Raw genomic sequence first — 23,225 nt, 5'->3', positions numbered from 1 at the left:
TCCAGCGCGACGCGAACCTCGCCGTCGCGCAGCCTCGCACATTTGTTGGCCTCGTCGGCGTCCAAAGTCTCGGGACAGAGGAGGTGATGGACTTGCTGGTGGCTCATGTGACGCCCGATGCGATTGAAACTGTTCGTTACCATTTGCCCGAAGCCCCGCCGCCACCAAATCCACCACCTCCACCCTTGAAGCTGCCACCAGATCGGCCCGATCTGCCCGAGTGGGCGCCACCCATGTGCCACCCCCCGACGTGCGGACCGCTGCCACCACCCAACAAGGTGAACGCTAAAGCAATCACGCCGGCGGAAATTGCAACGAGCAGGGTGCCAGAGAACAGCCATATCACTGCACCGACTGCGGTGCCGGTGGCAATCGCCCCGCGGAATCTCCCAAAGGCGCTTCGCAGTATGCCGGCCAGCACCAGCGTGAGTGCGAGCACGATCGGCATATATTGACTAACGGTGCCCTCATCGCCAGTCACGGCGGTTGCCGGGGCTGGCAGCGGCTCGCCGTCAACCACCTTGAGCATACCGTCAATACCTGCGGTCAGGCCGCCATAGAAGTCTCCCTGCGCGAAGTGGGGAACGATGATATCGCTGATGATGCGCTTACTTGTTGCGTCGGTGAGAACACCCTCAAGTCCATATCCCACTTCGATCCGAATTGTTCGATCGTCCTTGGCCACAATCAGCAGTGCCCCGTCATCGACGCGGTTGCGCCCGAGTTTCCACTGCTCCACGACACGAAGGGAGTATTGCTCGATAGTTTCTGGCTGGGTGCTGGGCACGACGAGGACAGACAACTGGCTTCCCTTCCGCGCTTCGAACGCTGCCAGCTTATTCTCCAGGGCTTCTCGTTGATCGTCTTTGAGCGTACTGGTAAGGTCCGTCACGCGTGCAGTCAACGCAGGGATTGTGACTTCGGGAAACCCTGTCAGCGGAAGGAATAGCGCAAGTACCAGCAATGAGATAAGCGCAGCCTTGATCGGGTTCAATTGGGACTCCGAGAACTAGCTGGCCGTCCGCCGAACTCAATCTGCGGAGGCCTGACAATACTGGTTTCGCTGATTTTGCTGCCCGAATGTATCGATAGGTCTCACAATAGCATTGGCGATTCTGAGTGTCGTCAAGCTGCGCGTGAAGGTATTGAAAGGCAAGGTGCGCACGACGCACTCAGCATTTCCACGCCATCTGTTTTGACTACCAAAGCGCCTATGCAGCCGCTTGACGAATCCAAAACCCTTCGCACAGCCCATTCACGGAATTCATCCTAGAGCGCATGGAAGTCTTCCGCTTGACTTGGCTCAACGAGTACCGACTACCGGCGGGGCCGGCAAATGCCGATAGCCGCGGGGTTCAGCCGTTCACGCTTTGTCGTGGCTCACGTAGAGGATGGGACGACTGCTGCTGGTTACGCCGGTGCAGTCCACGGAGAGTTTGTCACCTGTATTGGGCGGGGCCAGTGACGCACGGCGCAGTTAGTCAGTATGACTCCCCTGGGGCAAGGAGGGCTGGCCCGCCGTGAGGAATCAAACGCGGGTTAGCATGACTGCCAGAGCCGCACGGTGTGGACAGTGCCACACCCGGCGATTTCCAGCGCGGAGGCCAGCATGGAAAACGATATCACTTTGTATGTCGGTCTAGACGTTCATAAAGACTCGATCACGGTTGCCTATGCGCTCGGCATGGGTGAGGTGGAACAGCTTGGCAAGATCGGTACGTCGAAGGCTGATACCGACCGCTTGTGCAAGCGCCTGCAGTCCAAAGCACGCCACATCCGAATCGTCTACGAGGCCGGCCCTTGTGGCTATGGTCTTTACCGCGAGCTCACACAAAAGGGATTCGACTGCATGGTGTGTGCGCCGTCGTTGATCCCGAAAAAGCCTGGGGAACGCATCAAGACCGATCGACGCGATGCGCTCAAACTCGTGCGATCGCTGCGCGCTGGCGATCTTTCGACGGTGTACGTGCCCAGCGTGGAAGACGAAGCGTTCCGGGATTTATCACCGGGCGTGGGTTAGCACTAAAGATGATCTGAAGCGTGCTCGACAAAGGCTTAAGGCCTTTCTGCTCTCACACGGTGTTCGTTACACCGGCAAAGCCGACTGGGGCCCAGCGCACCGGCGCTGGATCAGTGCCTTTGCGTTCGACACTGTGTGGCAACAACTCGCCTTTGACGAATACCGACGTGCCATCGAGGATCGGCTCGCGCAATGCAGCCGTCTCGAAGAAGCTTTGCGCGAAGCAGTGGTCAACTGGCGCTTCTACCCAGCCATATTGGGCTTGCAGTCCATGCGCGGCGTGCAATTGACTACGGCGATAGGCATTCTCGCCGAGTTGGGCGACCTCTCGCGCTTTGCCCATCCGCGCCAACTGATGGCCTGGCTCGGCGTGACGCCCACTGAACACTCATCGGGAGAAAAACGGCGCCAGGGCAGCATCACCAAAAACGGCAATAGCTATGCAAGAAAACTACTGATCGAAGCCGCCTGGAGCTACCGGCACCCGGCACGCTTGAGCCCTCAGATCCAGCGCCGGCACGAAGGCATCCCAAAAGCCATCGTTGACCGGTCTTGGGACGCCCAGCTTCGACTGTGCCGACGCTATCGGAAACTTGCCGCTCGCGGCAAGAACCCGAACATTGCGGTGGTTGCAGTGGCTCGCGAACTGAGCGGGTTCATCTGGGACATCAGCCGGCTTGCGATGTCGCTCGCCGTACCGAAGGAGGCGCATACAACATAATCCAGCGCGAGTATCAACCTATCTGACACCTACTGTGAAGCCAGTTTCCTGAAGGCGGCGTAGCCCGGCACACGAGCAACCCGCGCGCCTGCTAGGCAACGGATTCCATCCGACTTGCGGCGTTAGATAGCGGCAGGCTCATTGGGCGGACCTCTGAAATGCGGTAGCCAACCCGCGGATATCAGCGTGATCCACCGTCGAGACTTACTGCTACGTCGCCTTCAGGAATTTGGGAACACCATGGAGTGGTCCAACTGAAACAAACCAATCTCGATTGACACGGGGAGTCATATCAGCAGGCAAGGTTGATCCATCTCAAGTCTCGCCAACGCTCAGCGCATAAGGTATGAACAGCACTCCTCGAGCGGTGCGCTGTCGCTGGTTGCAGCCATGAGTCAAAGCAGGCGGTCAGTGTTCGCGCCGCAAGGCCCGACTTGACCGGTGCTTCCCGGCTCTCGGATCCGACAACCGGAAAGCAATCGCCCACCTAGGATGCGCAGCACCACCATCACAAAGACTGTCTCGAAGGAGTGACTTATGGATCGATCTAAGTCCCACGTATACACACTGTGGTCGGTGGTGACTATCAACTCGCTCCTCTTCGCATCGCGTACCTCCAGGTTCATCCCACCCTTTGACAACGAGCAGAGGAGCCACCACCATGCGTGATAGGGGGGAACCGATTAGGCTGAGTTTTTACGGCGCGGCCGGCACGGTGACCGGTTCGAAATACCTGGTCGAGTACCAGGACAAGCGATTGCTGGTCGATTGCGGGCTGTTCCAGGGCTACAAGCAGTTACGGCTGATGAACTGGGAGCGGCTGCCGTTTAACCCAGCCATGATCGATGCTGCGGTGCTGACCCACTCTCACCTCGACCACGCCGGTGCGCTGCCGCTGCTGGTAAAGCAAGGCTTTCGAGGCGCTATTCTGGCCACGCCCTCTGCGATCGAGCTGTGTGGCCTGTTGTTGCCAGACAGTGGCAGGATTCAGGAAGAGGATGCAGCCTATGCGAACCGCCATCACACGTCGAAACACCTTCCGGCCTTGCCCCTATACACGGAGGACGACGCTCGTCGCGCGCTGGAGCAATTGCAGCGATTACCCTTCGACAGGCCTATTGAAATCTTCCCCGGTGTCACGGTAAGCCTGCGCCCTGCAGGGCATATCCTTGGAGCGGCCTCGGTCGAGCTGAAAATGGGGCAAACCACGGTGCTGTTCTCCGGGGATGTTGGACGTGCCGATGACCCAGTCATGCGCGCGCCTGCTCCGGTTCCTCACGCGGACTACATCATTGTCGAATCGACCTACGGGGACCGGCTGCATGACCCTACCGCGAACGCGCAGGCCATGCTGGGCGAGGCGATTGCGCGCACAGCACACCGTGGCGGGATGGTTGTTATTCCGGCCTTCGCGGTGGGACGCGCACAGCTGCTGCTGCACCTGATCCACAAGCTGAAGCAGCAAGGCACCATTCCCGAACTGCCCGTGTTCCTTGACAGCCCCATGGCGGTCGACGCAACCGAGATCTATCATCGCCACCATGCCGAACATACGCTGTCGCTGGAAGATTGCCTCGGTATGTACAAAGCAGCGCGCATGGTGCGCACTGCCGAAGAGTCGAAGGCGCTGGCCGGACTGACGTTCCCGGCAGTGATTGTCTCCGCCAGTGGCATGGCGACCGGGGGGCGGGTACTGCACCATCTGAAGAATCTGGCCCCCGACCGGCGCAATACCATAGTCCTGGCCGGCTACCAGGCGGGTGGAACCCGGGGCGCGCGGCTACAGGGCGGCGAACGCAGCCTCCGAATTCACGGGGAGGACATCGCCGTGCGCGCTGAGGTTATTTCCTTGCCGGGCATGTCGGCACATGCGGATGCCAACCAGCTGATCGAGTGGCTGCGCAGCGCGCCTGCTGCGCCACGCTCGGTGTTCGTCACCCATGGAGAGCCGGGGCCAGCCGATGCGATGCGCCAGCGCATTGAACGAGAACTTGGTTGGACAGCCCACGTTCCGTGGCTGGGTCAAAGCGTCGAGTTGAAAGAATGACTGGTGCGCTCCACAACGCAGGCCTCGCCGTTCGCCGCATGGGCATCGAGACGCAGCAGGAATACGTCGTTTACATGCATCGCGATTGCCATGTATGCCGATCGGAGGGCTTCACAGCGCAAACACGTGTTTCACTCTACTTGAACGAACGCTCAATCATCGCAACACTGAATGTCGTCGACCCCCCATTGCTGGAAGTGGGCGAGGCGGGGCTATCGAACAGCGCCTGGCGCGCGCTGGGGGCGGTACAGGGCGACCTCATCATGGTCGCACATGCCCCGACGCTGGACTCGATGAGCCAGGTACGCGCGAAAATCTATGGTCACCGGCTTGGTGCGCCAGCCCTTGGCTCGATTATCAGCGACGTCGCCGCCGGCCGCTACCCTGGGACGCACATCGCAGCCTTTCTCAGCGCCTGCGCGGGGGGGCGGATGGACTTGCAGGAGACAATCGACCTAACGCGGGTGATGGTAGCCGCCGGAGAGCGTCTCGACTGGGGCCATTCGCCGATCGCCGACAAGCACTGCGTAGGAGGGCTACCGGGAAACCGCACCACACCGATCGTCGTCTCGATTATTGCCGCCGCTGGCCTGACCATCCCCAAGACATCGTCGCGAGCCATCACCTCACCGGCTGGAACCGCCGATGTCATGGAGACGATGACGCCGGTGGCGCTTGGTATCGAGCAGATGCGGAAAGTTGTTCAGCGGGAGGGTGGGTGCTTTGTCTGGGGCGGATCGTTGGCGCTCAGCCCGGCGGACGATATGTTGATCCGCGTCGCGCGGCCACTCGACCTTGACAGCGATGCGCAGCTCGTGGCGTCAGTGCTGTCTAAGAAGATCGCGGCTGGCGCGACCCATTCTGTGATAGATGTGCCGGTCGGGCCGACCGCCAAGGTGCGCAGTGACGAAGACTATCGGCGCCTGAAGGAACTGCTGGAGCAGGTGGCACAGGCCTGCGGCTTAAACGTGCAGGTGGTCCGCTCGGTCGGCACGCAACCGGTGGGCCGGGGCATTGGTCCTTCGTTGGAGGCGCGCGACGTGCTGGCGGTACTTCAGGGTGCCGCGCATGCGCCGAGGGACTTGGGCGCGCGTGCCGTTGTGCTGGCCGGTGGCCTGCTGGAGTTCTGCGGCAACAGCAAGCCGGGTAGCGGTGAGGCGATCGCGCATCGCTTGCTCGCCAGCGGGGCCGCGTGGGCAAAGTTCCAGGCGATCTGCGAAGCGCAAGGGGGCTTGCGCGAGCCAACCTCGTCGCATCTGCGAGAGCCGGTGCTGGCCCAGCGCGACGGCCTTGTGCGTGCGATTGATAGCCGCCGGCTTGCCCGTGTGGCCAAGCTGGCTGGTGCGCCGACGGCGCCCGCTGCCGGGCTCGAGTTGCATGTCCGGCTTGGAGATCGGGTAGAGAAAGGCATGCCGCTATTTTTTCTGCATGCCGAAGCGCCCGGCGAGTTGAACTACGCGCTCGAATATCTGGCGAGTCACCCCCTGATCGATGTCGGGGAGCCGGGATGACTCCAGCGGTCTTGGCCATGCCGGGCAACGAAGCTAGGGTGGGGCAACTTGCCGCTGCGCTAGGCGTAGATCCTGGCCTTGCGAGGGAGCGACGGTTTTCAGATGGAGATTCCTGCTTTCCATCTCTCCCGTTAATTGGTGTACCGCCAGGCCGAGAACGCTCGAGCCCTTCAAGGGGCATTCAATCGATACCTGAGCCGCCCCTGTAGGGTCATCGCATTCCATTGCGGATTTACCGCAGTACTGCGTTGGTTGAGTCGGTACGCGCCGTAACCGCTCCCTTTTGTTGCGTAACACAGTAGCCGTACTTCAGTCATGGCCATGGTGCCTAGGAACCAGTAAGACTGGAACGGGGGAGGAGGCCAATACGCGCGCTGCTACCGAACCAAGGACCGCTGCGAGGAAAGCGCCCCGTCCGTGCGTCCCCATGACGATGACATCGGCTCGGCACGCTTCAACCAGGTCGACGATTTGGGCCGCCGGCTCACCAACGCACGAGTGTTCTGTCACGGCACAATGTGCTGCCTTCAGCAGCGGGCGAATGGCGTGAAAGGCATCTTCGGCTGCCTCGTGCGCCCACTGATCGATTTGGAGCTTCGAAAAATATGCCTGGGGCCTGCCGCTAATTTCGGGATACGCGTGGACTAGGTGAACATCCAGCGGGGTCTCGAAGAGACCGGGAGAGGTCAGTCTTCTGGCCGCGGTAATACTGTATGACGAGCCATCGCTCGGTAGCACGACAATTGTCATCCCGGCCTCCTGTTACAACGATTCAAGCTTACGAAAGCTCCTCCGTCGCTGCTTGAGGCAAGTCAAAGCCGCCGACATCGGTTTGTAGGTGGGTACGTCCCACCGGGGGATGGACAGCGTTGCGTGACGGGATAGCGGATGTGCTTTGGCGGCTTCCATGCTGCTGATTCCGCGCAGCCGCAACTCCTTGACCAGCCGGCCTGCAACGTGCCATTCATCCGCTCGACCTGGCCCTTTCCGGGCTCGAATTGGTACACAGAATGTCGATATTGAGCCCGAACAACGCGCGCCCGAACTCGATGTAGCAGCGGCCTTCACGGCTGTCCCTCGCGTCGACGCAAACGCCAGCAGCATGCACGCCGGCGCCCGGCTCGGGGCAGGCACTCGTGGTTGCTATTCGTAGCTAATTTGAGCCATGAGGTAGATCGAGAGAGAAGGACGCTGACTGTGTTTGGTTGCAGATCTGCGCACGCAGCTCCGCGAAGCGATTTTCCACATCCGCCCCGAATAGTGGGTGGATGCAAGCCGGCTCGATGGCGGTGACCTCGGCCCAGTCCATGTCGGTCAGAAACTCTGCGGCGTGCGGCATGACTTTTTTCTCCTCGGTGGACAGGTGGTTGCGGTAGTACACCAAATACATGGCGACGGCCGCTTCCAGCGCTGGCCGGGATGTGACTATGTCGTTGTCAGCTTCACGCAGGCGGGCAAGCAATTCTGCGCCGACAGCGGCGATCACGCGATGCTCCTGTAGTAGCCGATTGATGATGATCTGAATGCTGGGTACCCTTTCCGCGAGCAGGGCGTAGGCGACATCTTCGCGGGGGTGGTGTACGCAGTCTCCATATTCGCGCATGTAGTGGATGATTGTGGCCATGAGGCCGTAGTCTGGCTGCTCGCCTCGGTGGAATGTGCTGATCTGCTTCTCCAGTAGGTCTAGCAGTGAAGCGAAATAAATATGATCGGCATGCCAAGCAGCAAGTACATTCTGTCGCAAGATGGAAGGTGTGTGGGAGGATGAAGTCTCGAGTGGGGGAGCCATGGAGCCTCCTAGAAGCGTGCCGAGCAGACAAATGGCCTCGATCATATCGAGGCGCCGGAGCCCTCATTGACACGATAGTCGCCTTGCACGATTTGCGTGTGTCGCAGATCAATTCAGCCCACTCCGAGGGTAACTGGCCCTTTGGGCGATGTGTCATTCCTGCGTAATCCGGAAATGCTCTGGTCGTTTGCTCAGCCATGCAGGGGTGTGACCCAGTCCCGACCAGATCTTTAAGCTTTGGAAGTCAGTCGACTAGAGTGCCGGAACAAGACTGGCTACGAAGCGGGGATGCAAGCCAAGGCGGCTTCGACTTTTGCGCCCAGGGCCCGCTACGGCTCCCCGGTTCTTACACCGCAGCCGACTACCCGCACCGCGCAGACCTTGTACTCGGGAATCTTCGCCACCGGATCCAGCGCTGCTTGCGTCAGATTGTTCACGTTGGCGTCGCCAGGAAAGTGAAAGTTGCCGAACACCACCCCGGGCGGGACCCGGTCCGTGACTTGTGCCAGGGCCCGCATTTCGCCACGGCGCGACGCCAGCAGCAGGGGCTGGTTGTCGGCCACGCCCAGGCGCGCCGCGTCTTCTGGGCTGATCTCGAGCAGCGGTTGCGGATATAGCGCCAGCAACCCCGGCACCCGCCGGGTCATCTCGCCTGCGTGCCAGTGTGGAAGCACGCGGCCGGTAGTGAGCAGCAACGGATAGTCCGCGTCCGGCAGTTCCCGAGGGGGCAGGTATTCGGCAAGATGGAATTTCCCCTTGCCGCGACTGAAGCGTTCCTTGTGCAAGATGGGGGTGCCCGGGTGGCTCGCATCCGGCACCGGCCAGTGCAGCGCTTCGCCGCACGCGAGCCGCGCCGGAGTAATGCCAGCGTAGCTCGGGCACAGCCCGGCCACTTCGGCAAGGATGCCGTCCGGGTCGGCGTAGTCCCAGCCCGCGTGCGTTCCCGCCGGCGCTCTGCGCTGCAGCGCGAGTACGCGCCGGGCCAGCGCGCAGACGATGTCCCAGTCCGCCCTGGCATGGCCTGGCGGGTCAATGGCCTGGCGCACCCGCTGCACCCGCCTTTCCGTATTGGTGAAGGTACCGCTTTTCTCTGCCCACGCCGCACCGGGCAGCAGCACGTCGGCGAACTCAGCCGTGTCCGAGGCAAAGATCTCCTGCAGCACCACGAACTCGGCAGACTGAAGACAACGTCTGACGTGGTTGCGGTCCGGATCGGTCGCAGCCGGGTTTTCGCCGACGATGTACAAGGCTCGCAGCGTCCTCTGACCTGCCGCGCCGATCATCTCGGTCACGGTCAGGCCCGGTGCATTGCCGAACAAGGGGCGCTGGCCCCCGGCCAGCGCCCAGGCCGCGGCAAAATGCTGTCGCACGGCGGCGTCCGCCACGCCCTGGTAGCCGGGGAACACGTTCGGCAAGGCCCCCATGTCGCAGGCACCTTGCACGTTGTTCTGTCCACGTAGTGGATTGACTCCGCCGCCGGGCATGCCCACATTGCCCAGCAGCATTTGCAAATTTGCAAGCGCTAATACGTTGAGGACGCCGCTGGTATGCTGGGTGATACCCATCGCCCAGACCACCGCCATCGGCTTGGCGTGGGCCAGCAAGGATGCGGCGCGGACCAGGTCCGCTTCCGTCACGCCGGTGATCCCGGCCACCCGCGCCGGCTCGTATGCCGCCAGGCTCTGGTGCCAGGCCTCGAAGCCTTCGGTGCGCTGCGCGATGAACTGGGCGTCGTGCCAGCCGTTGGCAAGCATGACATGCATGAGGCCGTTGAGCAGTGCCACGTCGGTGCCGGGCCGGTGACGCAGGTGCAGGGCGGCCAACTCGGTCAGGCCGATGGCGCGCGGGTCGGCCACCACCATCTGCAGCCCGCGACTGCGCACTGCCTGGCGCAGCATCGTGCCGAATACGGGGTGCTGCTCGGTGGGATTCGAGCCGATGAGGAGGACCGCGGCCGCCTCTCCGGCGACGTCCGCCAGCGTGTTGCTCATGGCGCCCGAGCCGTAAGCCATGGCAAGGCCCGCGACCGTAGATGCATGGCACAAGCGAGCGCAATGGTCTACGTTGTGTGTACCCAGTACCTGGCGCGCCAGCTTCTGCAGGAGGAAGTTCTCCTCGTTGGTGCATTTTGCGGAGGCCAGGATGCCAACGGCGTCAGCGCCGGACTCCACCCCGATGGCGGCGAAGCGCCGTGCCACGACCTCCAGCGCGTCGTCCCAACCGACAGCGATCCACTCTCCGCGGGCCTGGTCGGGCGCCCGGATGCCGCCTTCCAGCAGAGTCCGCCGCACCAGCGGCTGCTGCAGCCGCGTATCGTCGTGCACGAAGCCATAGCCATAGCGCCCCTTGACACACAGATGGATGCCGTTGACTGGCGCACGCGGGTTGGAAACCACGCGCGCAATCTTCTCCTCGCGTACCTCCAGGTCGAAGCTGCAGCCCACGCCGCAATACGGACAGACTGTCGTGACCTTGCGCGCTGGCGCATCAGCGTTTTGCAGCAGCGAGCTCCTGTCCGCCAGCGCTCCCGAAGGACAAACCGCCGCGCATGCCCCGCAGGACTCGCAGCGCGCCTCCAGCATGGTGGTATCGGTGCCCGCCACCAGGCGGGACGATTCGCCGCGGCCGGCCACGCCCCACACGAAACGTCCCTGAACGTCGGCGCAAGCGCGCACGCAGCGGGTGCAGAGGATGCACTTGTTGAGATCGACCCGGATGAAGGGATGGGGATCGGCATCGACGGCAAAGCGCGTTGCGGTGGACGCGCTCACCGGCCGGCTTGCCCCGTATTGCCGCACCCAGCGCATGAACTCGGAGTCCCGCTCAGGCCCGGCCTCGTCGTCATAGCGCAAGAGCAGCATCTCCAGCACCGCGCGCCGCGCCTGCACGATACGCGGTGTGGTGGTGCGTACCACCATGCCGGACCGGGCCGGTAGTGTACAGGCGGCCACGAGGTTATCCACGCCATCGATCTCGACCAGGCAGAGGCGACAAGAGCCGACCGGGGCGAGGTCACGATGGTGGCACAACGCTGGGATCTCAATGCCGTTGGCATGGGCTGCTTCGAGCACGCTTTGGCCGGGCGCCGCACAGACCGCTGCGCCGTCAATCGTCAGACTCAGCATTCGCGGTATTGGGTACGGATCTGGCCAGCGGCGCATCGGCCTGCCGTGCCGCCGGCCGCAGGTAGATCGTGTAATAGACCAGTGCCACCAGCACGCTGCCACCGACCAGGTTGCCGGCGATCACCAGGCCCAGGTTGCGGGCGAGATCCTCCCACCCCAGCGGCGCGCCCAACAGCATCGCCAGCGGGAAGTAATACATGTTGGCAATGGAGTGCTCGAAGCCGGCGGCCACGAAGGCGGTGATCGGGAACACGATGGCCACTGCCTTGTCCGCCAGGCTTCGACCTGCCAGCCCCATCCACACCGCCATGCACACAAGCACGTTGCACAGCACGCCACGGAAAAAAGCCTCGGTTGCCGAAAGCGCGGCCTTGGTCGTGGCGATGGCGATGACGGTACTGCCAACGGCACCGGCATTCATGGCGGCGTGGCCCGAAATCCAGACCAGCAGCGCCAGCCCGAGCGCGCCGACGAAGTTGGCCACGCAGACCACTACCCAGTTGCGCAGCACCTCGCGTGTGCTTACGCATCCGCTTGCCCAGGCCATGGCGAGCAGGTTGTTGCCGGTAAATAGTTCGGCCCCCGCCACCGTCACCAGGACCAGACCCAGCGAGAACGCCAGCCCTCCCAGCAGTCGGCTTGCGGCGAAGCCGAGCGAGGCATCGCTGGTCACCAGAGCGAACATCAGCGCGCCCAGGCCGATAAACGCGCCCGCCAGCATGCCCAGCATCGCCAGCGTCAGCAGCGGCATGCGCGCCTTGGCGACGCAAAACTGGTTGACCCGCTCCGCGATCTGCCGGGGTGAGTACACGTCCAGGCCGGAAATTGCTGCCGATGTCATGGCGACCTCAGCGATGTGTTGACTGTTCCTGGACTCTAGTACGCCAGACCGGCCGCTGTTTGATCCGGCGCAAAAACGGCAGCGTCGCCTGGCTCGACAAGTGACCGATGATGCCCTGACATGCGCTGAGCCTGTTGATTCACTTCGCCATGGTCTGGCGCTTGACGCCCCCTCGCCCACAAAGGCTATGCTTGGCATGGCGGCGGAGTCGCGGCGGAGACTCGCAACAAGTCCGCGCAAGTCCCTGGTTACCGCGTGCGCGCAAGCATGGGACGCTCGGACAAAAACAAAGAGAACCGTTATGAAAAAAAATGCGGCGACGGAAGGTGGTGGCGTTTCCTGGCATAGCCTCACCGTAACGAGCGCTCTGGGTCAGTTGGATACCTCCACCACAGGCCTGAACCCGGGCGAAGCGGAGGCGCGACTTACGGATTTCGGGCTCAATCGCTTGCCAGCGGCGCCGCGTCGCAGCGCAGCAGTTCGTCTTCTGTTGCAGTTTCATAATGTCCTGATCTACGTACTGATTGGCTCCGCCGCGATCACTGCGTTTCTCGGCCACTGGCTTGATACCGGCGTCATCCTGGCAGTCGTCATTGCCAACGCCGCGATCGGATTCATCCAGGAAGGCAAGGCGGAAAAGGCCATGGAAGCGATCCGGCTCATGCTAGCACCACGGGCCAACGTGATTCGCGGCGGCGAACGTATCAGCATAGAAGGCGAGCGCCTCGTTCCCGGCGACATCGTGCTGCTCGAGGCGGGTGACAAAGTGGCTGCCGATTTGCGCCTTGTTACCGCGCACGGATTGCTGGCGCAGGAGGCCATCCTCACCGGGGAATCGGTGCCCGTTGAAAAGCGATGCGATCCCGTCATGTCCGATGCCCCGCTCGGCGATCGCGCGTGCATGGCGTTCTCCGGGACGCTGGTGGCCAGCGGCCAGGGTAAAGGTGTGGTTGTGGCGACCGGCGCTCGAACCGAGATCGGGCATATCAGCGGCCTGCTTGCCGAGGTGGAAACGCTGACCACACCCCTGGTGAAGCAGATGACCGCTTTTGCCAGATGGCTGACCCTCTTCATCCTGCTGATCGCGGCCTTGTTGATTGCATATGGATATTTCGTCGGCCACCACGACTTCGGCGAGATGTTCATGGCGGTGGTAGGCGTGTCGGTGGCTGCGATTCCAGAGGGTCTTCCGGCGGTATTGACTATCACGCTCGCCGTGGGGGTGCAGGCGATGGCGCGGTGCAACGCCATCGTCCGCCGTCTGCCTGCCATCGAGACGCTTGGCTCCGTGTCGGTCATATGCACCGACAAGACCGGTACGTTGACACGAAACGAAATGATGGTGACGTCCGTACTGACCTGCCAACATCGATTTGTGCTCGAGGGGGACGGATACGCCCCTGAGGGGGCGCTAAAGCTCGAGGAGGTTCAGGTATCCCCGCTTGAACACCATGTGCTGGAGGAACTTGCCCGTGCTGCCGCGCTGTGCAACGACGCGGGTCTCCATCAGAAGGACGGCATCTGGCAAGTGGAAGGCGACCCCATGGAAGGTGCCTTGCTGGTCTTTTCCGAAAAAATGGACGTCGATGCGCGCTGCCAGAATGCGGTCTGGGCCCGCACTGACGCCATCCCGTTCGATGCAAAGCACCGGTTCATGGCCACGCTTAACCACGATCACCACGGCCATGCCTTTGTATTTGTCAAAGGCGCGCCCGAGCAGATACTCGCCATGTGCAGGAACCAGCGCGGGCCAGACGGGATGACCGAGCCACTGGATGTCGCTTACTGGAACGCAGGCGCCGAGCATATTGCCACCCAGGGACAGCGCGTGCTAGCCCTGGCATCAAGGCCAGTAGCGCCCACGCAAACCATTCTTGAACATGCTGATGTAGCCGGCACGCTGACCATGCTTGGGATGGTCGGGATGATGGACCCACCGCGCGCCGAAGCCATTGCCGCAGTCGCGGAGTGCCACGCAGCCGGGATCCGCGTCAAGATGATCACGGGTGATCATGCCAAGACCGCCGCGGCGATCGCCACGCAGATCGGGCTGCGCAACCCTGACACTGTACTGACGGGGGCTGATCTCGGCGCCATGGACGATATCGTACTGCGCCAAGCTGCGTTGCATTGCGACATCTTTGCCCGCACCAGCCCGGAAGACAAGCTGCGGTTGGTGATGGCGCTGCAATCGCATGACATGACAGTTGCCATGACCGGCGACGGCGTCAACGACGCTCCCGCGTTGAAGCGCGCAGATGCCGGGATCGCCATGGGGAAGAAGGGCTCAGAAGCGGCCAAGGACGCTGCCGAACTGGTATTGGCGGATGACAACTTTGCCTCCATTGTCGCCGCTGTACGCGAAGGCCGCACCGTCTACGACAATCTCAAGAAGGTTATCAGCTGGACCTTGCCGACCAATGCCGGTGAATCCTTGACCATCGTGGTGGCGTTGCTCTTTGGTTTGACACTACCTATCACGCCCGTGCAGATCCTCTGGATCAATCTCATCACGGCCATCACGCTGGGCCTGGCACTGGCGTTCGAGCCCACCGAGGCAGACACGATGCGCCGCCCACCCCGACGGCGGACGGAGCCGCTCTTGAATGGTGTCCTGGTGTGGCATATCGTGCTGGTTTCCGTGCTCTTTCTGTGCGGGGTCTACGGTATCTATTCGTACGCGATGGACCGCGGCTATTCGCTGGAACTGGCACGTACGCTCGCAGTGAACACGTTGGTCGTGATGGAGATTTTCCATCTTTTCTTCATTCGCAACTTTTACACCACCTCGTTGAACTGGAAAGCGGTTCGTGGCACAAAGGTCGTGTGGCTTGTGGTAGCGATTGTCGTCCTGGCACAGTTTGCTATTACCTACCTTCCTGTACTGCAAGCCGTATTTGCCACAGAAGCCGTGCCGTTTTGGGACGGCGTGCTGGTGATCCTTATCGGCGTTGCATTGTTCGCAATCGTCGAGACAGAAAAACAGATACGGCTTCACCTACGTGAAGTCAACATGCATGACACACCCGTTGGGAAGGTAAGGGATTGAGGTTCGCTTCCTAGATGAAAATCGTCCAATTGGGTTTCATCGACCATGGCTAGTGAGCCTACGCGATCGGAATTCGCGTCAAGACATCGACGAGCGCAGGCCTCGGCCCCCCCTCACACGCATCTACGCGATAGTGTGTTTTCCAAAGCGATGCGGTGACCAACCGCCCGGGATTTCACTAAAAGCTCTTCGGCTCGCCGGCCGCGACCCCAATAAGTAAAATATACCTAAAACGCCATTTCCTAGAACGATTTGAAGTGTCGGCGCGCCCGCTACCTTAAAAAAATGTCGGCACGGGCGTGCTTTTTGTGCGAGGTCGAGGGTTTTCGTAAAACGGTGGTGCCTCGGGCTTGTACCGAAGGTACGACAGCTTCAAGTTGTTGATCAGCTCGAGGGTCCGACCTAGCCTGGGCCGCGGGCCGAGATGTGCGATCTCGCCCGGCGCATGCCTCGAGCGCCGATCTGCACGCCCCCGCGGGATAGCCTGTCAAGCCACGCCGAAAAACAATCGCAATCGGGTCCGATTCGGCATTGACGCTAATGAGCCTTTTCCAGCACTGGTCAAGATCGAAGTGTCCGGAGTGGTGTCTGCCTTACAAGGTCCTTAATGTCGGTTTATCGCATTCCGCTACGGACGTCCTGCAAGATCTCGTCGAAAGCGTCAACGCGGATTAGTCCCAACCGGGGAAACTCTAAATCGACGATGACATAGAGTGTCATCGTCAGCGTGGCCACGAAGAAAACTGCATGCAACCAGTTTCGAGGACCGCGACTCGCCATGCCATAGCCGGCGAACAGCGCTCCGATGCCGCAAAGCACAAACAACATCCCAAAGATCACGCTCGGTGGATGTTCCTTTGTTGCAGCGAGGCGGGTTGACGCCGTATCGAATGCTGCATTGAGCGCGGGTAAGAGAAGCATCGACGCGGCGGTACTACCAGTTCGCTGAGATTCCTCTATGGGGTCCCCTTGATTCCCGCGCAGTTTACCAGGGTAGCCACCCCTAGCATCCATGCGGGTTTCCGGGCGATACCCACCTGAAACCCCAATCAAATCAGTCACTTGCTGACTGGTCTATATCCCACGTCTTTCCACCGCTAGCGCCTCCCTTCAGGCCGCTTCCCTGCGGTCCGCGGTGCTTCGACGGTTGTTTCGGCAAGATAATAAAAGTTATCCGTCTTGCCTATTCAAAATCCATGCAAAGATAGCTTACATAACGTTAGTAGCGTACGTAAGATAGCTTGGAAATCACGCTCGGAAGACGCCATGCCCCGCTTCGCCGCCACGCCCGAACAGGATCCGCGCCACCGTGCTGGCCATGCTGACCGAGGCCGGCGACGCGGCCCCGCCCACTGCCGCGCGCTTCCGCCGCGTGGTGTCGGTGCGCAAGCTACGCGCGCGCCTGGGCGGCGGCGACCCGGCGACGCTGTCGCGCACGCTCAACGCCATCGAGGCCGAGGTGGTACGCGCGGGCCTGGCCGACCTGGCGCTGCCCGAGATTCCCGTCGAGATCGCCGAACAGATGAGCGCGCTGTGGCAGGCCGCGGTGGCGGTGCAGCTCGACGAGGTGGTGCGCCTCAAGCGCGAGGCGCAGTCGGCGGTCGAGGCCGCGCAGGCCGCGCGCGCCGACGCTGAGCTGCGCATCGAGCTGCTGCGCCAGGAACTGACGGAGACCCGCCAGGTCCTCGCCACGCGCGACACCGCACTGGCCGAAGCGCGCGCCGCCCAGGCTGCGGCAATCGCGCGCGCCAATGAGCAGGCCGCGCGCCGTGGCGAACTGGAGGCGGAGCTGGCGGCGGCGCAGGAACGAGCCATGACTGGCGAGCGCGCCCACGCCGAGGCGGTCGCCACCATCCAGGCGCGCTACGAGGCGCTGTCCAAGCAGCTACTACAGGAAACCGCGCACCAGCGCGATGCGGTGCAGGCCGAGCGCGCCCAACTGGCCTCCCAGCTCAAGTTCGCCGAGCGGCGCCTCGCCGCGCTGGAGCAGGAACGCGAGCGGATCGGCGCGGACCTGGCCAGCGAGCGGGCCGCGCGCCAGACCGCCGCCGGTGAGGCGAGCGCGCTCAAGGCCGTCACCGCCTGCCAGCGTGCCCAGCTCGACGAGCTGCTGCGCGCGACCTTAGCCGCCGCGCCGAAGCCGCGCGCGCCCAAGTCGACGGGCAAGCCGGCTGGCAAGCGGGCCGCCAAGCCATGAAGCCGGCCGACTGGATCGACACGGCGGCGGTGCCGCCGCGCCCGCTGCCCGCCGGCGTCGACGCGGCGCTCGTCTACCTGGCCGACGCGCTGGGGCACCCGGTCTACGTGCACTGGACGCTCGCGCGCGTCAAGCGCCGCTACGGGTCGCTCGCCGAGGCCAAGGCCGCGCAGCCGGCCGTGCTCAAGCTGCTGCTCGCCCACGATGGCGCGATCGAGTACTGGGAGCGCGGACGCCTGCGCACGGTACCGGCAGGCGAAGCGCCCAGCCCAGAGACGGTGCTGACCCGGCTGCTGCACACGCACCGGCGCCACTTCCGGTCCGCCGCCTCCTCAGAGAAGGAAGCAGCGGTGCCGGCGGCTGCGAAGGCTACGGGGCTGGTCGCAGCGAATCCGTGGCTGGTCACCCAGGGCCCTGCCGAGCACGCGTGGCTCGCGCGCGCCGGCCGCTTCGCCCAGCCGCATGCCGCCACCAACACGCTCGGAGCCGCCGACGACGCCCAGGCGCTGGCGCTCTTCCTGCGCGACCGCACCGGGCGCTCACCGCACACGCTGCGCGCCTATGGCGCCGAATTGCGCCGCCTGATGCGCTGGTGCGACGCGCGCCAGCTCGGCCCGCTGTCCGACCTCACGCGCCAGCAACTACTCGCCTACCGGCACGCGTTGCAGCACGGCGAGCGCGGCGCGGAGGCCGCCTCGACGCCCCTGTCGGAGGCCACCCGCACACGCGCGCTGGCGGTGGTGGCGAGCCTTTACCGCTACTGGTACGACACCGGCTGCCTGCACGCCAACCCGGCCGCCGGCTTGTCCGCCGGCAGCCGCGCGCGGGCCGGCTTCGCGCCGACACGGCTGATCCCGCAGGCGCTGCTGGCAGCGTGCGACGCGTGGCTCGATGCGCCGGAGCCTAACGTCGCCAACACGCTGTCGGCACAGCGGCGGCGCGCGATCTGGGCGCTGTACCGCTATAGCGGGGTGCGCCTCGCAGAACTGGCCTGGTCGGCCGAGACTGGCTTGCCAAGACTGGAGGCGGAGGCGCCCGGTCGCTGGACGCTCTATGTCTGCGGCAAGGGGGGCAAGACGCGAGCCATCCCGCTGCCGACCCAGTGCGTGGCGGTGCTGCGCGCCTACCGGCGGGCCCGCGGCCTGCCGGCCGAGCCGCCGCCGCACGAGGCGCTGCTGGTGATCCACGGCAACAAGGGCGAAGCGCTGCAGCAGGCAGGCCTGTACCGGGAGGTCAAAGCGATCTTTGCCGCCGTGGCCGATGGCTTGCAGGCACGCGAGCCGGTGCAGGCGCTCTTATTGCGTGCGGCGTCGCCGCACTGGCTGCGTCACGCCTATGCGCGTACGCTGGTGGTCGACCACCAGGTGCCGCTGCCCGCCGCCCAGGCCCTGCTCGGGCACGCCTCAGTGCAGACCACCGCGGCCTACGCCCGGACAGACCTGAGCCAACTGCGGACCTTTGTTGATGCCACGTTTACTGACGATGTGCCGTAGCGATCTGTCGGACCGGCGTATCGCTAGTCTCTCATGGCAGCTCAATCCCGAGCGCGGCATAGAAAGTCGCAGCTCGCGCTAGCGGGCCGCGGCCGGTTGCTGCCCACCCTTGCTGTAGCTGCATAGCAGGCCCGTCACGCGTGCCAGCCTGACGACCGGGTCATGGCCTTCCGCAGTGGCTTGCGATTTGCGCGCCGCGGACGGCTTCTCAGTCCGGTAGGGGGACTATGGATTGAGATCGTTGGCTCGTCGCCCTGGCCACCGGCGGATCAGTTGTGCAGGTGACGCGGCGCCTTCTCGACCCGAAACAGATGGCTCAGAACGACCCTTCCCGGCCATCCTGTTGCTCTAGACTGAACGGCTCATCTCCTCCAACAAGCGGACGCTCGTTGCCGAGGCGCCAAGCGGCAAATCGTGATGGTGCACGCGCTCAAGCTTCGAATGGCCATGCAGAAGCTGATTGCCCGGAGGTTCTAGGTTCGTCGAAAGATCAGTGATGCGCGCTTCAATCCGTTGTGACGATCGAGAGGAGCGGGGCTAATGCCATTGTCGCGAAAAGCGAGAGCGCAGGGAGATCTGCGCCCGTGTACCAGTCGGCCCGGTGCAGCAAGTTGAGTGATCCAATGGTCTTCCCGTTCCAGCGAAGTGGCATATTGACTGCGCTCTCGCAGCCGAGGGATCGGATCAGCTCGTGATCAGGGAACGCGGCTTTTATTTCGTGATAGTTGCGGCAAATGCGCGGCCGGCCTGCAACGATCACTTCGTCATAAAAGGCGCCCCGCCGAACGATGGGCTTGCTGCCTCCAAGCGGATAAGCCTGTGGCTGGTTTGTATAGATGCGTCGGTTCTCCGAGCGCCCCCAGTTGATGAGCAAGACTGTAAATAACCTGTGCCCAATCGTTGCGGCAAGCGCCTGGTCCAACGCGCCTAGTCCGCTTTCAGGCTGGTTGTGCGCCGCTATTCCGTCGGCGACGCGACTCAGCCCGGACATGAGGTCGCCCCTTTCGCGCTCACTTTCTGACTGTGCGGTCCCTGGATAGGCTGGGGAGCCGAGCGCTGCAGCGCCTGTAAGAAGTAGGGTTCTGCGGTCCATGTTCCATCCTGCGAGCTGGTTGACGATTTGCTCGAATGTACCATATGGTACATGAATCCGTGAAGCCTCTCATTGTTGAGAGCATTCCAGCCTGCGGCTGATTCGGCATCGGCACAGCGGGCCACCATGCCAGGTACAGGGGGCGGATAACGTAGAATCTTTGCCAGCCACACACGTCCCTGGTTTGCGGACGGCGTACCAGCACAATCCTTCCATGCCGAAATTCAAAGCCATTGCCATCGACCGGTCAGCCAGTGAGCAGGCCATCCAATTGCTGGACGCCGCCACTGAACACGTCCTTGCCAACGGCCTGGGCGACTTGTCCCTTCGCAGCGTCGCAGACGGTTTGGGCACCAGCCACCGGATGCTGATCTACTACTTCGGTTCGGCCGACGGTTTCTGGCAGGCGCTGCTGCACCGGATCCGGCATGCAGAGCAGGGGGCGCGCCAACGCGTGATCGTCGATGGCATGGATCCCAAGGCCGCGATGGAGGCCGCCTGGGAACGCTATTCCGCGCAGAGTTACCTCCCGATCATGCAGCTCCTGTTCGAGATCTATGGCAAGGCCATCCGGGATCGCGAGCGCTTCAGCGGCTTTCTGGAAGACGTCGTCGGCAGCTGGACCGCCATGCTCGCCGAACGCTTCCAGCAGAGCATGGGATTCAGCGAGGCTGAGGCCAGTCTGCGCGCGCGTGTCGAAGTCGCGACCATGCGTGGGCTGCTGCTGGATCTGGTCACCACCGGCGACCGCAAGGGCACCACGGCTGCGCTGAAGTACTTCGCCAGCATGATGGCAACGCCACCCCGTTCCAACAAGACCGGCAAGTAAATCCCGCCTCGCTGGTGAATTCAGTGTAAACCCCGATTTCGCCCGTGCGTGTACCACGTGGTACATTGCGCTCACGCCTTGGCAGTCAGGGCGTCTTGGTGAACGATTCAGGGTGAAATATGGACCGGCGACAACTACTGGCCTGGGCGGCCGGTACCGCGGTGGCGATGACGCTGCCGGGTATTGGGCAGGCTGAAAACTTTCCTTCTAAACCCGTGCGGCTGGTGGTGCCGCAGGCCGGCGGCACCGGCAATGACGTGCTGGCACGCGCACTGGCGGAAAAGCTGGGGCAGGCCTGGAAGCAGCCCGTCGTGGTGGAGAACAAGCCGGGCGCCAACGGCACGCTGGCGATCAGCTATGTGCTGGGCCAGCCGGCCGATGGCTACACGCTGTTCTTTGCCGGTGTTTCCAACCTCAGCTTCAATCCTTTCCTGTATCCGAAGCTGCCATACAGCCCGACCAGGGATCTGACAGGTGTAGCGATGCTTGCGAATTCGCCGTTCGTGTTCGTCGCAGCGCCATCGCTCAAGGTCGACAGCTTCCAGGATTTCGTTCGCATGGCCAAGGCGCGTCCGGGCGAGATCAGCTTTGCGTCGGGCGGCATCGGTAATTCCACGCATCTGGCGATGGAATTGGTCGCGGAGCGCACGGGGGTCAAGATGCAGCATGTGCCCTTCAACGGCCCCGGTGGCTCTACCAGTCTGATGAACGGGCAGACGCCGGTGATGATGAATGTCATTGCCGGGGTGCAGTCATTCATTGTCGGCAAGAAGCTGGTGCCGCTGGCCGTCACCGGCGACAAGCGCCAACCTGTGTTGCCAACGGTGCCGACCTTCAAGGAACTCGGCTACGACGTGCAGGTGCCAGGGTGGTATGCGATTGTTGCCCGCTCCGGCACGCCGGCAAGCGTAATCCAGAAGGTCAATGCCGACATCAATCATGTTCTGGACGACCCGCAGTTCAAGGAGAAACTCGGCTTCCAGTTCCTCGATGGGATCAAGGGGCCGCCGTCCGAGGTGGAACGCTACATGAAGCGCGATGCGGATACCTGGGGCCCGATCATCCGGCGCCTGAACATTTCCCTCTGAGAGCCTGCCATGCCACATCTGACCAAGGCGGTACACGAATCCCGGCTGTCGGCCATGCATCGGCTGATGGACCGGCTGCGCGTCGACGCGCTGGTGTTCGGCACGCCCGACTTCTTCCAATATGCAACCAACTTCCAGCTCGACGTCTGGCCGTGGGAGCGGCCCGTGTTCGTGGTGGTGCCGCGCAACGGCGAGACCTTCGCGGTGATGAACGAGCTGTCGACCAATCACATGCGCTTTGCCACGGAGAAGGGCACGGTCTGGATGACTGACGTGACCTATTATTCCGAGCATCCGCGCGTCTCGAACCGGTTGCCACTGCCGTCGCAGTTGCCGGAGGTCGTTGCCGCACTGCTGGGTGCGAAAGGGTTGGGTATGTCGCGGATTGCGGTCGACGTCCAGCATCCCATCCTCGCCGGGGCACAGCGCTATCTGCCAGAACTGACACTGCGTCCGTCGCTGGCGGAATTGCGCAGCCTGCGCTGGGTCAAGCATGCGGAAGAGTTGCAGGTCATGCGCGACCTGGGTGCACTGACGGATTGGGTGCAGGACCGCTATAGGGAAAACATCCGCCCCGGCCGCCTGGTCCAGGAACTGGATCACGCGATGGCAGCGCTGATGGTCGAAGAGGCGGCGCGCCGCTTTCCGGGCGAGGACTTCGACATCCTGAAATGCTGGACCCTCACCGGCCCCGCCTCGGCCTCACCGCACGGCGACGGCGCCGCGTGCGGGTCGCGTATTGCCAAAGGCGACACCATCGTCAACCTCGTGCTGCCGCGGCTGAATGGCCTCTATGTCGAGAACGAACGCACGTGGTTCTGCGGCCAGCCCGGCGACGAGCAGTCACGGCTCTACCAGGTCGCGGCACGGGCCACCGACGCCGCGGTTGCCGCGGCCGTGCCGGGCAAGCCCGTCTGCGACATGGACGCGGCGGCGCAGGCGGTGATCGAGGCAGCCGGCTGCGGGCAGCATGTGTTCCACCGTACCGGCCACGCCGTCGGGCTGATGCTGCATGAGTATCCGGAAGACATGGCCTTCAATACCCGCCCGCTTCTGGCAGGGGAGGTGTACTCGTCGGAGCCAGGATTGTACGTCTACGGATTGGGCGGCTTCCGGCTGGATGACACCGTCATTGTCGGCGACAAGCCGGAAGTAATTATCAAGACGCCGAAGACGCTGGAGTACGCGACTATCAGAATCTAAGGGACTGAAACCTTTCCCAGTACCCTTCGGTGAGACAGTGGCTTTCCTCGCTAAGCCACTTCTCCAAGCCAGGTCGCTCGACACAGTAGCGTAGCGGGATGGCGCCACTCGCATACGATCTCTAGTATGTGATGGTTTGAGGCCAAAGTCGTTTTCAGAAAGTTGGGGGATGCGGTGCAACAGGCAGAGAGTCACGTGTGAAAATTCGTGGTTTCAGCG

At 62.8% G+C, this 23,225-nt stretch carries 15 protein-coding genes and 2 pseudogenes; 9 read left to right on the top strand and 8 right to left on the bottom strand.

All coding sequences use genetic code 11. From position 1 onward, the window contains the following. Window positions 1–136 precede the first annotated feature (136 nt). Window positions 137–994 carry a TPM domain-containing protein gene (locus AC3FMM_RS17180; RefSeq protein ID WP_488687099.1) on the bottom strand — a complete coding sequence of 286 codons (858 nt, stop codon included), beginning with the start codon at window positions 992–994 and terminating at the stop codon, window positions 137–139. A 615-nt stretch (window positions 995–1,609) separates the two neighbouring features. Between AC3FMM_RS17180 and AC3FMM_RS17175 the strand changes: the two are divergent. The 3 genes and pseudogenes from AC3FMM_RS17175 to AC3FMM_RS17165 all read left to right on the top strand — a co-directional run bounded on the left by AC3FMM_RS17175 (window position 1,610) and on the right by AC3FMM_RS17165 (window position 6,299). Further along, window positions 1,610–2,741 (top strand): annotated as a pseudogene (locus tag AC3FMM_RS17175) (IS110 family RNA-guided transposase). A gap of 682 nt (window positions 2,742–3,423) precedes the next feature. After that, window positions 3,424–4,788, top strand: a complete 1,365-nt coding sequence (locus tag AC3FMM_RS17170) for an MBL fold metallo-hydrolase RNA specificity domain-containing protein (RefSeq protein WP_488687171.1) — start codon at window positions 3,424–3,426, stop codon at window positions 4,786–4,788. After that, the gene (locus tag AC3FMM_RS17165; protein WP_488687098.1) at window positions 4,785–6,299 is read left to right on the top strand and encodes a thymidine phosphorylase family protein; all 1,515 of its coding nucleotides are present in this window, start codon (window positions 4,785–4,787) and stop codon (window positions 6,297–6,299) included. The genes AC3FMM_RS17170 and AC3FMM_RS17165 overlap by 4 nt, the downstream gene beginning before the upstream one ends. Before the next feature lie 309 nt (window positions 6,300–6,608). Here the strand turns inward: AC3FMM_RS17165 and AC3FMM_RS17160 are convergent, their stop codons facing one another. The 5 genes and pseudogenes from AC3FMM_RS17160 to AC3FMM_RS17140 form a co-directional block, all read right to left on the bottom strand. Beyond that, complete coding sequence (locus tag AC3FMM_RS17160) at window positions 6,609–7,049, bottom strand: universal stress protein (protein ID WP_488687097.1); 441 nt, start codon at window positions 7,047–7,049, stop codon at window positions 6,609–6,611. Between the two features lie 140 nt (window positions 7,050–7,189). Then, a pseudogene (locus tag AC3FMM_RS17155) lies at window positions 7,190–7,380 on the bottom strand (ISNCY family transposase); the annotation flags it as partial. 72 nt (window positions 7,381–7,452) lie between these two features. Continuing rightward, window positions 7,453–8,088, bottom strand: coding sequence for a hemerythrin domain-containing protein (locus tag AC3FMM_RS17150; RefSeq protein WP_488687170.1), 636 nt, complete (start codon window positions 8,086–8,088; stop codon window positions 7,453–7,455). A gap of 329 nt (window positions 8,089–8,417) precedes the next feature. Continuing rightward, entirely contained in the window at window positions 8,418–11,213 is a 2,796-nt protein-coding gene (fdhF, locus tag AC3FMM_RS17145) for a formate dehydrogenase subunit alpha (protein WP_488687096.1), read from the bottom strand. Continuing rightward, the gene (locus tag AC3FMM_RS17140; RefSeq protein WP_488687095.1) at window positions 11,194–12,054 is read right to left on the bottom strand and encodes a formate/nitrite transporter family protein; all 861 of its coding nucleotides are present in this window, start codon (window positions 12,052–12,054) and stop codon (window positions 11,194–11,196) included. Before AC3FMM_RS17140 ends, fdhF begins: the two co-directional genes overlap by 20 nt. Before the next feature lie 301 nt (window positions 12,055–12,355). Between AC3FMM_RS17140 and AC3FMM_RS17135 the strand changes: the two genes are divergently transcribed. Continuing rightward, complete coding sequence (locus AC3FMM_RS17135) at window positions 12,356–15,103, top strand: cation-transporting P-type ATPase (protein WP_488687094.1); 2,748 nt, start codon at window positions 12,356–12,358, stop codon at window positions 15,101–15,103. Between the two features lie 615 nt (window positions 15,104–15,718). On the opposite strand, the gene AC3FMM_RS17130 is transcribed toward AC3FMM_RS17135, so the two are convergent. Continuing rightward, window positions 15,719–16,165 carry a hypothetical protein gene (locus AC3FMM_RS17130; protein ID WP_488687093.1) on the bottom strand — a complete coding sequence of 149 codons (447 nt, stop codon included), beginning with the start codon at window positions 16,163–16,165 and terminating at the stop codon, window positions 15,719–15,721. Between the two features lie 256 nt (window positions 16,166–16,421). On the opposite strand from AC3FMM_RS17130, the gene AC3FMM_RS17125 reads away from it, so the two are divergent. Beyond that, window positions 16,422–17,300, top strand: coding sequence for a DNA-binding protein (locus AC3FMM_RS17125; RefSeq protein ID WP_488687169.1), 879 nt, complete (start codon window positions 16,422–16,424; stop codon window positions 17,298–17,300). After that, on the top strand, window positions 17,297–18,793 hold the full coding sequence (locus tag AC3FMM_RS17120; protein ID WP_488687092.1) for a tyrosine-type recombinase/integrase: 1,497 nt from the start codon (window positions 17,297–17,299) through the stop codon (window positions 18,791–18,793). The genes AC3FMM_RS17125 and AC3FMM_RS17120 overlap by 4 nt, the downstream gene beginning before the upstream one ends. Before the next feature lie 505 nt (window positions 18,794–19,298). Here AC3FMM_RS17120 and AC3FMM_RS17115 read toward each other — a convergent pair. Then, window positions 19,299–19,784 carry a GAF domain-containing protein gene (locus AC3FMM_RS17115; protein WP_488687091.1) on the bottom strand — a complete coding sequence of 162 codons (486 nt, stop codon included), beginning with the start codon at window positions 19,782–19,784 and terminating at the stop codon, window positions 19,299–19,301. A 316-nt stretch (window positions 19,785–20,100) separates the two neighbouring features. On the opposite strand from AC3FMM_RS17115, the gene AC3FMM_RS17110 reads away from it, so the two are divergent. The 3 genes from AC3FMM_RS17110 (at window position 20,101) to AC3FMM_RS17100 (ending at window position 23,006) form a co-directional block, all read left to right on the top strand. Continuing rightward, window positions 20,101–20,715, top strand: coding sequence for a TetR/AcrR family transcriptional regulator (locus AC3FMM_RS17110; protein WP_488687089.1), 615 nt, complete (start codon window positions 20,101–20,103; stop codon window positions 20,713–20,715). A 119-nt stretch (window positions 20,716–20,834) separates the two neighbouring features. Next, complete coding sequence (locus AC3FMM_RS17105) at window positions 20,835–21,803, top strand: Bug family tripartite tricarboxylate transporter substrate binding protein (protein ID WP_488687088.1); 969 nt, start codon at window positions 20,835–20,837, stop codon at window positions 21,801–21,803. Window positions 21,804–21,812: 9 nt separating this feature from the next. Next, complete coding sequence (locus AC3FMM_RS17100) at window positions 21,813–23,006, top strand: M24 family metallopeptidase (RefSeq protein WP_488687087.1); 1,194 nt, start codon at window positions 21,813–21,815, stop codon at window positions 23,004–23,006. The last annotated feature ends 219 nt before the right edge of the window (window positions 23,007–23,225 follow it).

This window comes from Cupriavidus sp. 207A1 (assembly GCF_057798955.1).
Note: the sequence above shows the minus strand (reverse complement) of the source record. Positions and strands in the feature narration are given on the sequence as shown.

Coding starts and splice junctions, on each gene's coding strand:
- AC3FMM_RS17115 (WP_488687091.1), bottom strand. CDS start 19,784: ATGTCCGGGCTGAGTCGCGTCGCCGACGGAATAGCGGCGCACAACCAG.
- AC3FMM_RS17100 (WP_488687087.1), top strand. CDS start 21,813: ATGCCACATCTGACCAAGGCGGTACACGAATCCCGGCTGTCGGCCATG.
- AC3FMM_RS17150 (WP_488687170.1), bottom strand. CDS start 8,088: ATGGCTCCCCCACTCGAGACTTCATCCTCCCACACACCTTCCATCTTG.
- fdhF (WP_488687096.1), bottom strand. CDS start 11,213: ATGCTGAGTCTGACGATTGACGGCGCAGCGGTCTGTGCGGCGCCCGGC.
- AC3FMM_RS17165 (WP_488687098.1), top strand. CDS start 4,785: ATGACTGGTGCGCTCCACAACGCAGGCCTCGCCGTTCGCCGCATGGGC.
- AC3FMM_RS17120 (WP_488687092.1), top strand. CDS start 17,297: ATGAAGCCGGCCGACTGGATCGACACGGCGGCGGTGCCGCCGCGCCCG.
- AC3FMM_RS17160 (WP_488687097.1), bottom strand. CDS start 7,049: ATGACAATTGTCGTGCTACCGAGCGATGGCTCGTCATACAGTATTACC.
- AC3FMM_RS17105 (WP_488687088.1), top strand. CDS start 20,835: ATGGACCGGCGACAACTACTGGCCTGGGCGGCCGGTACCGCGGTGGCG.
- AC3FMM_RS17125 (WP_488687169.1), top strand. CDS start 16,422: ATGCTGACCGAGGCCGGCGACGCGGCCCCGCCCACTGCCGCGCGCTTC.
- AC3FMM_RS17140 (WP_488687095.1), bottom strand. CDS start 12,054: ATGACATCGGCAGCAATTTCCGGCCTGGACGTGTACTCACCCCGGCAG.
- AC3FMM_RS17110 (WP_488687089.1), top strand. CDS start 20,101: ATGCCGAAATTCAAAGCCATTGCCATCGACCGGTCAGCCAGTGAGCAG.
- AC3FMM_RS17135 (WP_488687094.1), top strand. CDS start 12,356: ATGAAAAAAAATGCGGCGACGGAAGGTGGTGGCGTTTCCTGGCATAGC.